Source organism: Bartonella krasnovii (genome assembly GCF_003606345.3).
Classification (GTDB): Bacteria; Pseudomonadota; Alphaproteobacteria; order Rhizobiales; family Rhizobiaceae; genus Bartonella; species Bartonella krasnovii.
On record NZ_CP031844.2, the window covers coordinates 1868824 to 1881536 of the forward strand.

Annotated in this window: 14 protein-coding genes and 3 pseudogenes; all 17 read left to right on the forward strand. The window is 35.3% G+C overall.

Annotated features, from left to right (window positions below):
- Positions 1-80: 80 nt before the first annotated feature.
- A complete protein-coding gene (gene trwL, locus D1092_RS08030) occupies positions 81-401 on the forward strand; it encodes a VirB2 family type IV secretion system major pilin TrwL (protein WP_120121353.1) in 321 nt (106 codons plus the stop codon).
- A gap of 132 nt (positions 402-533) precedes the next feature.
- Positions 534-851 carry a VirB2 family type IV secretion system major pilin TrwL gene (gene trwL / locus D1092_RS08035; protein ID WP_120121355.1) on the forward strand — a complete coding sequence of 106 codons (318 nt, stop codon included), beginning with the start codon at positions 534-536 and terminating at the stop codon, positions 849-851.
- Positions 852-934: 83 nt separating this feature from the next.
- Positions 935-1255, forward strand: coding sequence for a VirB2 family type IV secretion system major pilin TrwL (gene trwL, locus D1092_RS08040; protein ID WP_120121357.1), 321 nt, complete (start codon positions 935-937; stop codon positions 1253-1255).
- Between the two features lie 55 nt (positions 1256-1310).
- Complete coding sequence (gene trwL / locus D1092_RS08045) at positions 1311-1625, forward strand: VirB2 family type IV secretion system major pilin TrwL (protein ID WP_120121358.1); 315 nt, start codon at positions 1311-1313, stop codon at positions 1623-1625.
- 84 nt (positions 1626-1709) lie between these two features.
- The gene (gene trwL, locus D1092_RS08050; RefSeq protein WP_120121360.1) at positions 1710-2024 is read left to right on the forward strand and encodes a VirB2 family type IV secretion system major pilin TrwL; all 315 of its coding nucleotides are present in this window, start codon (positions 1710-1712) and stop codon (positions 2022-2024) included.
- Between the two features lie 182 nt (positions 2025-2206).
- Positions 2207-2518, forward strand: coding sequence for a conjugal transfer protein (locus D1092_RS08055; RefSeq protein ID WP_120121362.1), 312 nt, complete (start codon positions 2207-2209; stop codon positions 2516-2518).
- Positions 2519-2530: 12 nt separating this feature from the next.
- Positions 2531-2839: a VirB3 family type IV secretion system protein gene (locus D1092_RS08060; RefSeq protein ID WP_120121364.1), complete on the forward strand. Its 309-nt coding sequence runs from the start codon at positions 2531-2533 to the stop codon at positions 2837-2839.
- Between the two features lie 2 nt (positions 2840-2841).
- The gene (locus D1092_RS08065; RefSeq protein ID WP_120121365.1) at positions 2842-5313 is read left to right on the forward strand and encodes a VirB4 family type IV secretion/conjugal transfer ATPase; all 2472 of its coding nucleotides are present in this window, start codon (positions 2842-2844) and stop codon (positions 5311-5313) included.
- On the forward strand, positions 5310-6068 hold the full coding sequence (locus D1092_RS08070) for a TrbJ/VirB5 family protein (RefSeq protein WP_120121367.1): 759 nt from the start codon (positions 5310-5312) through the stop codon (positions 6066-6068). Before D1092_RS08065 ends, D1092_RS08070 begins: the two co-directional genes overlap by 4 nt.
- A 208-nt stretch (positions 6069-6276) precedes the next feature.
- A complete protein-coding gene (locus D1092_RS08075; protein WP_120121369.1) occupies positions 6277-7122 on the forward strand; it encodes a TrbL/VirB6 family protein in 846 nt (281 codons plus the stop codon).
- A gap of 384 nt (positions 7123-7506) precedes the next feature.
- Complete coding sequence (locus D1092_RS08085) at positions 7507-8280, forward strand: TrbJ/VirB5 family protein (RefSeq protein ID WP_120121370.1); 774 nt, start codon at positions 7507-7509, stop codon at positions 8278-8280.
- A 259-nt stretch (positions 8281-8539) separates the two neighbouring features.
- Complete coding sequence (locus tag D1092_RS08090; RefSeq protein ID WP_120121372.1) at positions 8540-9385, forward strand: TrbL/VirB6 family protein; 846 nt, start codon at positions 8540-8542, stop codon at positions 9383-9385.
- Positions 9386-9546: 161 nt separating this feature from the next.
- Positions 9547-9690, forward strand: a pseudogene (locus D1092_RS09670) (TrwH protein).
- Positions 9687-10487 carry a TrbJ/VirB5 family protein gene (locus D1092_RS08100; RefSeq protein WP_120121373.1) on the forward strand — a complete coding sequence of 267 codons (801 nt, stop codon included), beginning with the start codon at positions 9687-9689 and terminating at the stop codon, positions 10485-10487. Before D1092_RS09670 ends, D1092_RS08100 begins: the two are co-directional and overlap by 4 nt.
- 89 nt (positions 10488-10576) lie before the next feature.
- Positions 10577-11338, forward strand: a pseudogene (locus D1092_RS08105) (TrbL/VirB6 family protein); the annotation flags it as partial.
- A gap of 234 nt (positions 11339-11572) precedes the next feature.
- Positions 11573-11716: pseudogene (locus D1092_RS09675) on the forward strand (TrwH protein).
- Positions 11713-12510 (forward strand): TrbJ/VirB5 family protein, encoded by a 798-nt coding sequence (locus tag D1092_RS08115; RefSeq protein ID WP_148255701.1) that lies wholly within the window; start codon positions 11713-11715, stop codon positions 12508-12510. The pseudogene D1092_RS09675 and the gene D1092_RS08115 overlap by 4 nt, the downstream one beginning before the upstream one ends.
- Positions 12511-12713: the final 203 nt, after the last annotated feature.

Here is a 12713-nt window from a genome sequence, read left to right on the forward strand (position 1 = left end):
AAGTCTTATGCATATCTAGAAAACTAGATCGAAAAAGAGGGATTATTATACAAATTTTAATCTAAATTAGGATAAATAATGTGAAAAAATTAAATATTCTTCAAATAATAATTCGTAATAAAACTGTTAAAATCCTTGCCGCTTTAGCTGTATTTTTTATAACATATCCTGTGTATGCTCAAGTGCAATTAAGCAATGCAAATAAAGCTTTAACGGAACTCAAGAGTGACTTAGATAAGATTATCCCTCTTGCCGCTGGCGTTGTACTTTTGTGTTTAGCAATCGGTTATGCGGGGCGCTACATCGGAAAAGATACATTCGTACGGTGGGCTATCGGTGTTGTCATTGCAGGATCAGCTGCCCAACTCGCTAATCTGTTATTCAAAGGTGCAGCTGGTTAAAATTCACTATAGCAATAATAAAAATGTCTAATAGGAAGTAAAAGATATCCATTAATTATAAATAAAGCCAATAATAGTTTCATTTATATTGAAAATATATGAAATGTTATTTAGAATTTTAAAGAGAGAAATATGAAAAAATTAATTAATTTCCAATCAAAAAATAATAACAAAATCATCATACTTTCTGCAGCATTAACTGTTTTTTCTATGTGCAGTCCTGTATATGCTAACCCGCAATTATCAAATGCAAAAAATGCTTTAGAAAGGCTCACAGAAGACTTAAAGGTAATTATCCCTCTTGCTGCTGGCGTTATACTTTTGTGTTTAGCAATTGGTTATGCAGGGCGCTACATCGGAAAAGATACATTCGTACGGTGGGCTATCGGTGTTGTCATCGCGGGATCAGCAGCCCAACTTGCTAACCTGTTATTCAAAGGTGCAGCATAAATCAGTATAATACAAAGTGTTTTTAAGGTAAAAAACTATCTAAATTATTAAAATATTATGGTAATATTTCGTTAAGGTATAATATGCAAGAATTAATTAATATTCAATCGAAAAAGGACAACAGAATTACTGTAATTTCTGTAGCTGCAGTTACGTTTTTTATGAACAGTTCTTATGCTAAAGCAGTGAATTTAACAAAGGCTCAAACGGCTTTAAATGCACTCAAGAGTGACTTAGATAAGATTATCCCTCTTGCCGCTGGCGTTATACTTTTGTGTTTAGCAATCGGTTATGCGGGGCGTTACATCGGAAAAGATACATTCGTACGGTGGGCAATAGGTGTTGTCATTGCAGGATCAGCTGCCCAACTTGCTAACCTGTTATTCAAAGGTGCAGCTAGTTAAAATTAATAACAATAGTATATAATACGAAGTAATTTATAATCTTAGTGGAGAAAATATGCAAAAATTAATTAATTTTCAGTCAAAAAGTAACAATAGAATTGTCGCATTTTCTGTAGCCGTAATTGCGTTTTTTATAACGCATCCTACGTATGCAAAATTAGATCCTGCTGAAAAAGCTTTAGGAGCTCTGAAAAAAGATCTTATTGATCACATTATCCCTCTTGCTGCTGGCGTTATACTTTTATGCTTAGCTATTGGTTATGCAGGAAGATACATTGGAAAAGATACGTTTGTACGGTGGGCTATCGGTGTTGTCATTGCAGGATCAGCTGCCCAACTTTCTAACTTGTTATTTAAAGGTACTGTATGAATCAGTATAATACAAAGTGTTTTTAAGGTAAAAAAACTATCTAAATTATTAAAATATTATGGTAATATTTCGTTAAGGTATAATATGCAAGAATTAATTAATATCCAATCGAAAAAGGACAACAGAATATTTGCATTTTCTGTTGTTGCAGCCGCCTTTTTTATAACATATCCTGCATATGCACAGGTGAAACTAGCGAATGCACAAACGGCTTTAAATGCACTCAAGGATGACTTAGAAAAGATTATCCCTCTTGCTGCTGGCGTTATACTTTTGTGTTTAGCAATTGGTTATGCAGGACGCTATATCAGCAAAGATACATTTGTACGGTGGGCAATAGGTGTTGTCATCGCTGGTTCAGCAACACAGCTTGCTACGCTGTTATTTACAGGTAAATAATGAGTTAAATATAAAATATATTTAAAGTAAAAATACTTTTGTTTACAAGTAATCCGTAAATTGGTATAATACATAATGTTTTAAATATTTATTGATTATAGGCGTGTATCAATAATAATGTCGTTTATAATGAAAAAAGGAATATTATTTATAGCAACTTTAATTAAAAGGGGATAAAAGATATGAAACAGTTAAATACACTTCGAGTAAAAATATACAATAAGATTAATGTTATTATTATCACTTCAATGATGTTACTAATAACTCGATTTGCATGTGCTCAAACGGAAACAAAAAGCTTAGATATTTTTATGAGTGTGCGGTATGGATTAAGTATACTTGTCCCTATTGCTGCTGCTATTATTCTTTTATTTCTTTTGCTTATTTATATATTTCGCATCATCGCAAGAGCTACATTTATGCGATGGGCATTTAGCGTCATTATTGCTGGTGCAGCCTTCTATATTAGCCACATATTATTTCACCTCCAATAACAAGAGCACCCCATGAAATCACAAGAAAAAAAAGAATTCCCTCTATTCAAAGGAGCAACACGTGTTCCGACAATATGGGGTGTCCCTATGATGCCATTTATTGTTATGCTTATGGGAGTTGCTGTTGTTGCTATGACAATAAGTATCTTTTTGTGGATAATGGCGCCGCCATTATGGTTCATTATGGTGCAAATTACTAAAAACGATGATAAAGCATTTCGTATCTGGTGGTTATGGATCGATACTAAATTTCGCAATCGCAACAAAGGTTTTTGGGGCGCATCAAGTTATAGTCCCTCTGATTATAGTAAAAGGAGATAAACATGATAGCTGTCGAAAGCAGCAAACGTCTCGCATCAGAGACACCTGTAAGCCTGTTCCTCCCCTATTCCCATCATATTACAGATACGATTATCTCTACTAAGAATGCAGAATATTTGTCAATTTGGAAAATTGACGGGCGTTCGCATCAAAGTGCTTCAGAAGAAGACATTTTTCAATGGACAAAAGAGCTTAACAATACTCTGCGGGGTATTGCATCAGCCAATTTATCATTTTGGACACATATCGTGCGCCGCCGTGTTTATGAATATCCAGATTCAACATTTGATCAAATGTTTTGCTATCAGCTTGATGAAAAGTATCGGCAAAGTTTTTCTGGTTATAACTTGATGGTCAATGATCTATATCTGACTGTCGTTTTCCAACCGATAGCGGATAGAATTATGTCGTTCTTTTCTAAACATGAACGCGAAACGCTAGATCAAAAAAAGATGCGACAGGATTCATGTATCAAAGAGCTTAATGACGTCAATCGTACTTTAGGACAATCTTTGAAGCGTTATGGCGCAGAACTTCTTGGTGCTTATGAAAAAAATGGGCATGTTTATTCTTCTGCACTTGAATTTCTTGGAATGCTTGTCAATGGCGAATATCGTCCTATGCCAATTTGCTATGATCGTTTTGCTGACTATATGTCCATCAATCGACCATTTTTCTCAAAATGGGGCTCTCTTGGTGAGCTGCGCACAACCAGTGGAACACGTCGATTTGGAATGTTAGAAATTAAAGAATATGACGCAACGACCAAACCAGGACAACTGAATGCTTTGCTGGAAAGTGACTTCGAGTTCATATTGACGCAGAGCTTTTCGGTGCTCTCTCGGCATGCTGCTAAAGACTATTTGCAGCGTCATCAGCGCAATCTTATTGATGCTCGTGATGTGGCAACAAGCCAAATTGCACAAATTGATGAAGCACTAAACCAGCTTATCAGTGGGCATTTTATCATGGGGGAACATCATTGTACATTAACCATCTATGGTGATACAATTCAACAAGTTCGTGACCATATGGCCAAAGCAAGTGCAGCATTATTAGACGCTGCGTTGTTACCCAAACCCGTAGATTTAGCGATAGAAGCTGGCTATTGGGCACAATTTCCTGGCAATTGGAAATGGAGACCTCGCCCTGCCCCAATTACGTCACTAAACTTTTTATCATTTTCGTCTTTTCATAATTTTATGTCAGGAAAACCCACTGGAAATCCATGGGGACCAGCTGTCACAATTCTCAAAACAACCAGTAAGACACCACTTTATTTTAATTTTCATGCCTCAAAACTTGAAGAGGATTCAACCGATAAGCGATTACTTGGTAATACCGCCCTTATCGGACAATCTGGATCTGGTAAAACTGTGTTGCTCGGCTTTTTGTTAGCACAAGCGCAAAAATTTAAGCCAACAACTGTTGTTTTTGATAAAGATCGTGGTATGGAAATTGCCATTCGAGCAATGGGAGGAAGATATCTAACATTTAAGCCAGGAAGATCAAGTGGTTTTAATCCATTTCAACTTCCCCCCACACAAGATAATCTGATTTTTTTAAAACAATTTATTAAAAAATTGGCAGAAGCTGGTGGTGAAATCACGCATCACGACGAGGAAGAAATTAATAAAGCTGTTATGTCTGTTATGAGCAGTAATATTAACCCATCGTTGCGTCGTTTGTCTTTTCTGGTTCAATTTTTACCAAATCCGCGTTTAAGTGATTATGATGCACACCCGTCTGTTCACGCTCGTTTACTCAAATGGTGCGAAGGTGGTGATTATGGATGGTTATTTGATAATCCTCATGATGCTCTTGATCTTTCAACACATCAAATTTACGGCTTTGATATCACAGAATTCTTAGATAATTTGGAAACGCGTACTCCAGTAATGATGTATCTGCTTTACCGTACAGAAGGTATGATTGGCGGACAAAGATTTATGTATATTTTTGATGAGTTTTGGAAGCCTTTGCAAGATCCTTACTTTGAAGATTTAGCGAAAAATAAGCAAAAAACTATCCGTAAACAAAATGGTATTTTTGTTTACGCAACACAAGAACCTAGTGATGCTTTGGAAAGTAATATTGCTAAAACACTCATTCAACAATGTGCGACTTACATCTTTCTAGCCAACCCCAAAGCAAATTATGAAGATTATACAAAAGGTTTTAAATTAACAGATACTGAATTTGAACTCGTTAAAGGACTTGGTGAGTTTAGTCGCCAATTCCTCATCAAGCAGGGTGATCAATCTGCACTTGCTGAACTCAATCTCGGTAAATTCCATGTAACAAGCGATGGAAAGAGCGTAGAACACGACTTTAGTGATGAGCTCTTAGTGTTATCAGGTACGCCAGATAACGCAGAGTTAGTCGAAAGAATTATCGCAGAAGTTGGTGATGATCCAGCAATATGGTTGCCAATTTTTTTACATCACGTAAAAAATGACAGGAGGGAAACATGAAAAAACAGGTCATAGCAATAGCAATAGTAATAGTGTTAGGGGCTTCAAATCCAGTAAAGGCTTTTATAGTTGGAGGAATCCCGGATCCGACCGTATTACCAAGTCTTTTTGGTTGGTCTTACCCCCCCAAAAAACCAGCTTCTCCCTCCCAAAATCCTTCACCTTCAGAACCGAAAACAAAGGCTACTAGTGGATTTATTATTGCCTTAAAAAGGCATTTTGAGCAAACAAGAAAGATACACGAATCCATAACGGGAAGTAAAAAATTCAACGCGCAAGATAAAAATATACAAACAAATAATGCTAGTTTTTTTCTCAAAAATCCAGAGAAACTCTACAATAGGAGTGCATCTTCTGCCCTATCTAGCTCCCTTGACAATATTTTAAAAGAAGAAGAAATTCCTGCCTCTCTCCCAGAAGCTCGTGATGCTATAGCTAAACGTGTTCAATATGCCTCCCTCGTTGATAAGGCTGTAAGTTTAAAGACTTTTCAAGAAGCAGACAATCGTTTTCGACAAATCGAAAAACTATTAAGCGAAATCGAAAACACACAAGATTTAAAAAGTATTACCGAATTACAAGCACATATAATTGGCATGCTCACTATGCTACAAAACGAAACGGCCAAATTACAAATGGTCGCATATTTACGCAACGCTGAGCAATCGCTGATCAAACAGCAGAAAGATAAATACAGCATAAAAATTTTGAATAGCAAAAATACAAAAATGCCTACTATAAGATTTATCCGATAAAGTTCTTTACAGCGTTTTTCCTTTTTTTATGCAAATAAAAGCTAATGTACAGAATTCAATGTTAATCCAAAAATTTAGAGAGACACAGGAATTTTGTCAAATCTACGACAATCGTAGTGAAGCTACCTAAGTAGATGTGTAGAAGTCTTTAGAATATATCTGTAATCTAAGGTGGTAAAAAATTGACTATTCGTTAAAGAGGAATGCCATGAAATTCACTATTTTCGCGCAACTTTTTACTAAAATTGATCAAGGAACAAAAACATATATCACAGATATTTCTTCAAAAACGATTGCTACAATTACACCCTTTGTGTCAATCGGGATAACAATCGCTTTTATCATCTATGGATGGCTCATCATTCGTGGCGCTATAGATATGCCTCTCTCCAGTTTTGTGAACCGTTTTGTGCGTATAAGCATTATCACTTCAATAGCTTTAACCACAGGGCTTTATCAAAGTGACATTGCAAATTTGATAACACAAATGCCCTCTGAATTATCAAAAGCACTCCTCAAAAATCCACTCACTGAACAACAATTAATGGACTTGCTTGATAAAACAGCAGGACATGGATTTAAATATGCAGGTCGCCTTTTCGAAGAAACCGTCTTCTTCGATGCCAATGGGACACTTTACGCTCTCTTAGGCATCATCATCTTGCTGGCAACAAGCCTCGTCGTAGCAATCGGGGGTGGGCTCGTGATACTAACAAAAGTCGCTATTGTACTGCTTGTGGGACTTGGGCCATTCTTCATTATTGCTCTACTCTGGCAACCAACCCATAAATTCTTCGAGCAATGGATAGCACAGATCTTGAGCTATACATTCCTCTTCATACTCTTAACAACCGTGTTTAAGCTAATGATGAATATCTTCTCAAACTATTTGAATGATATGCAGGTCGGTATCGCACAAAATATAGGCTATATGTTTGGTGGTGCTCTCATCCTGTCCATTATATCCATTATGCTGTTACTCAAACTGTCAAACATTGCCAATTCTTTAGCAAAAGGAATCACTTTCGCTCATCTATGGAGACATAGAGACTAGATAATATAAAAAGCAGTGATTCTCGTAACGGATACCCCTTAATATCCACAGGACAAAACAACCAGCTATCCAATCCTACAGTAAAAAACATTTACACTGAAATTAAGTTATTTTCATAAATTTAAAAATGAAATTAAGAAAAGCAAAATAACTACACATTATGTGCTTTACTTTATATTTAAAATGGCAATAATGACAAAAATGTTGGACTTTATTTAATTATCAAAAAGAGTAATATTAAAATGAAAAATATCATTCTTATGATTTTGATTGGAAATCTCTTATCGGCTTGTGCCTTAACACCAAAGCCAAAGTAGTCAAATGATAGAAACCGTATACCTATTAATAAAACACAATCCCTGCCGGAGTTAAGCGAGGAGACAGATGAAAAAACGGTTTGTTATAACAGGAATCATTGTCCTTTTGACAATGCTGAATCTAACCCCATCAAATGCAGAGGTGAAAGTAGAGTTCGGACCTTCACCAGCTCCATCATCTCCTTTCCCTCCCCAAATCTCATCATCTACTTTATCGCTAGACTATACAAAAATTACAGAAATTATTGACTTATTAAACAAACAAATTGAGGAAAATAAAAAACAGATCAAAAAAACGCAAGAAATCAATCAGTCTATAACAGGCAATAGAATACAAACACCAACAATAGGAGAAAAAACAAAACAGTCATTTTTCTTACATGATCCACATCTTATCTTTATCTATCCAGCACTAGAAGAACCCTCCCAGAAGATTTCTAATCCGCAATTAGTCCGTTTGTTTAGAAAGATTAATAGCGAAGAAAAGGATATTTTCCGTCGGGCAGCACACGATCTACGCGTAGAATTTAATCAGCGCCTTAAATATAATAGTATTATTGCTAAAGCCACAAGTTTGAAAACTCTTCAGGATGCAGAGAAGCGTTTTACATATATTGTCAATTTATTAAATAATATAAATAAAACAAAAGATCTGAGAGAAGCTTCCGAGCTGCAAGTACGCATCAAAAACATGTTAGCCATGCTTCAAAATGAATCTGCAAAGTTAGAAATGGTCAGAAGTCTAAACGATAATGAAATGATTTTTTCTGATATGCAAAAACAAGCAGTATATAAACGATTTTATAATTCTCAATACAACAAAATGCCTACAATATACTAACTACAAAAAAATGTTCAGAATAAAGGTTAGTCGAGGAAACTCTTTCCAACATTTGTTTTCTTTTCATGACAATCATGAAAATAAAGACGGACGTACAAGGTTCAGTACTAAGCCAATAATTGAAAGAGGCATAGAGATTTATCAAAACCATGATAATCGCGGTGAAAGTACGTAAGGAATGTATAAACGCCAATGAAGCCTTTAGCATGGTTCTATGTTTTAAGGTAATAAAAATTAACCATTCGCAAAGAGGAATGCCATGGACTTCAATATGTTCACGCAACTTTTTACTAAGATTGATCAAGGAACAAAAACATATATCATAGATATTTCTTCAAAAACGATTGCTACAATTACACCCTTTGTGTCAATCGGGGTAACAATCGCTTTTATCGTCTATGGATGGCTCATCATTCGTGGCGCTATAGATATGCCTCTCTCCAGTTTTGTGAACCGTTTCGTGCGTATAAGCATTATCACTTCAATAGCTTTAACCACAGGACTTTATCAAAGTGACATTGCAAATTTGATAACACAAATGCCCTCTGAATTATCAAAAGCACTCCTCAAAAATTCACTCACTGATCTAGAATTAATGGCCTTGCTTGATAAAACAGCAGGTATTGGACTTAAATATGCAAGCCGTCTTTTCGAAGAATCTGCTTTTTTTGACGACAACGGGACGCTTTATGCTCTTTTGGGCCTCCTTCTCTTATTAGCAACAAGCTTCGTAGTGGTAATCGGAGGTGGGCTCGTGATACTAACAAAAGTCGCTATTGTACTACTCGTGGGACTTGGGCCATTCTTCATTATTGCTCTACTCTGGCAACCAACCCATAAATTCTTCAAGCAATGGATAGCGCAGATCTTGAACTATATAATCCTCTTCATACTCTTAGCCAGCGTATTTGATCTGATGATGAATATTTTTTCAGTATACTTAGGTTATATGGGTATCGATTTCCAAGATAATGTAGCCTACACGTTTGGGGGAGTGTTCATCTTGTCTATTATAATCACTATTCTATTATTCAAAATGATAGGTATTGCCAATGCTTTAATAAAAGGCATTACATTTGATCATCTCTGGAGACATAGAAACTAAAGAAAGTATAGCAAAAAACAATTCCTTTAACAGCCACCCTTAATATTCGTATGATAAAATAATCAAAATATTTGCACTGCAATTTGATTCTTCCATAAATAAAAGAAAAAAAGCAAAATAATTATACGTTATGTGCTTTACTTTATATTTAAATGGCAATAATGAAAAATATCATTTTTATGATTTTGATTGCAAATCTCTTATCGGCTTGTGCAATAGTGCCAAAGCCAAAGTAGTCAAATGATAGAAACCCTATACCTATTAATAAAACAATCCCAGCCGAAATTAAGCGAGGAGACAGATGAAAAAGCAGTTTGTTATAACAGGAATCATTGTCCTTTGGGGAATGATGAATCTAACCCCATCAAATGCAGAGGATAGCTTACCAGCGTCTTCACCTGTAACAACTTCACCACCTCCTACACCCACGCAAACCCCATCATCTCCTTTATCACTAGACTATACAAAAATTACAGAAATTATTGACTTATTAAAAAAACAAATTGAAGAAAGTGAAAAACAGATCAAAAAAACGCAAGAGATCAATCAGTCTATAACAGGCAATAGAATACAAAAGCCAACAATAGGAGAAAAACCAGCACAAAATACGGCAGGCTCAAAAGAAGGTAAGAGTTTTTTCTTGGAAGACTCGTATTTTATCTACCCAACACCACAAAAGTACTATGCGCACATTAATCATGGGACGTTAGAAACTTCAATTCTTACTATTAATACAGAGGAGAAACGACTTGGACACTGGACAGCACCAATATTGCACAGAATAATTAGTAAGCGTCTTAAATATCATGCTATTGTCGCTAAAGCCGTGAGCTTGCAAGCTATTCAGGAGGCAGAGAAGCGCTTTACATATATTGTTGATTTAGTAAATAATATAAATAAAACAAAAGATCTGAGAGAAGTTTCCGAACTGCAAACACGCATCAGGAACATGTCAGCTATGCTTCAAAATGAATTTGCAAAATTAGAAATGGTTAAAAGTTTAAGCAATGATGAAATGGCTCTTATCGATATACAAAAACGTAAAAGGTATGGATTTATTGTTAATCATAAACATGAACGTATGGTCTCAATAAAATTTTAACAAAATTCTTTATAACACGTGCTTTCTCTTTTAATGCAAATAAAATCCAATATACAAGCTTCAGTGCTATTTAAATAATTCAACAGAGCATTATTGTAATTACACCCTTTGTGTCAATCGGGGTAACAATCGCTTTTATCGTCTATGGATGGCTCATCATTCGTGGCGCTATAGATATGCCTCTCTCCAGTTTTGTGAACCGTTTCGTGCGTATAAGCATTATCACTTCAATAGCTTTAACCACAGGACTTTATCAAAGTGACATTGCAAATTTGATAACACAAATGCCCTCTGAATTATCAAAAGCACTCCTCAAAAATTCACTCACTGATCTAGAATTAATGGCCTTGCTTGATAAAACAGCAGGTATTGGACTTAAATATGCAAGCCGTCTTTTCGAAGAATCTGCTTTTTTTGACGACAACGGGACGCTTTATGCTCTTTTGGGCCTCCTTCTCTTATTAGCAACAAGCTTCGTAGTGGTAATCGGAGGTGGGCTCGTGATACTAACAAAAGTCGCTATTGTACTGCTCGTGGGACTTGGGCCATTCTTCATTATTACTCTACTCTGGCAACCAACCCATAAATTCTTCAAGCAATGGATAGCGCAGATCTTGAACTATATAATCCTCTTCATACTCTTAGCCAGCGTATTTGATCTGATGATGAATATTTTTTCAGTATACTTAGGTTATATGGGTATCGATTTCCAAGATAATGTAGCCTACACGTTTGGGGGAGTGTTCATCTTGTCTATTATAATCACTATTCTATTATTCAAAATGATAGGTATTGCCAATGCTTTAATAAAAGGCATTACATTTGATCATCTCTGGAGACATAGAAACTAGACAAAAAAGTAATGATTCCCCTAACAGACGCCTTTAATATCCATAGGATAAAATAACCAGCTATCCAATCCTAGCGTAAAAACATTTACACTGGAATTGAGTTATTTTCATACATTTAAAAATGAAATTAAGAAAGTAAAACAATTACACATTATGTGCTTTACTTTATATTTAAAATGGCAATAATGACAAAATGTTGGAATATATCTAACAATAAGAAGAGTAATATTAAAAATGAAAAATATCATTCTTATGATTTTGATTGCAAATATCTTATCGGCTTGTGCCTTAATGCCAAAGCCAAGGTAGTCAAATGATAGAAACCGTATACCTATTAATAAAACAATCCCAGCCGAAATTAAGCGAGGAGACAGATGAAAAAGCGGTTTATTATAACAGGAATCATTGTCCTTTTGGAAATGATGAATTTGGCACATGCAGTAAATCATCGTGATATAGATGATCTAAATCCAAGATACCGGTTATTCAGATTACGTCCACAGAAAACACCTGCTCCACCTGCTGCTCCACCTGTTGTTCAACCTCCTTCTACACCTGCTGTTAAACCTACTGCTCCATCACCTTCTCTCTCTATCCCACCAGAGAAATATCTGAAAGCTATTGAGCTCTTAAAAAAGCGGCTTGCGTTAAAAAAAGAACAACTTTCAAAAACAGAAAAAGCGTATCAAACTATAACAAAGAGTCAGACAACAGGATCTACGCAAATCGATATGATTGATTTTTTTCTCGAAGAGCCAGAATCTCTCTATAAGAAAGATCAATTTTCAAGGGAATCATATAAAAAGGTGGAGGAAAGAGAAAAGATTTCTGGGAATTTTGACGCTATGGAAAAAATTCTTTTTGCACGCTCACAACTTACATCATATCAAGATAAAACTATGGCGTTGAAAAATTTTGAAAATGTAAAAAAGCGTTTTGACTACCTTAAAAATTTGTTAAATGAACTTCCAACAAAAAACAACTTGAAAGAGATTGCTGACCTTCGAACATATATCATTGGTGTGCTAGCTTTGATTCAAAATGAGTCTATAAAAATGCAAATGAGTACGCATTTAGGTAATGCTGAACATAAACTTATCAAATTCAAAAAACGTGAGATGAATTTGGAGTTTTTTAGCCATGAAAAAAAGGGAATGCCTACCATACGGTAAAAACAAAAGTCAATGTACAAGATTCAGCGCGAATCTGAAATTCAGAGAGATTAAAAAATTCTATCAAAACCATAACAATCATTCAAAGCCACAATAATCATGGTGAAACCAGCTAAGTGATATGTAAATGCAACTTTTCAATAAAATTGATCAGATAATAAAAACGTAGAAGCATAGACTAATTTTGGAGGTTAACAACAAAC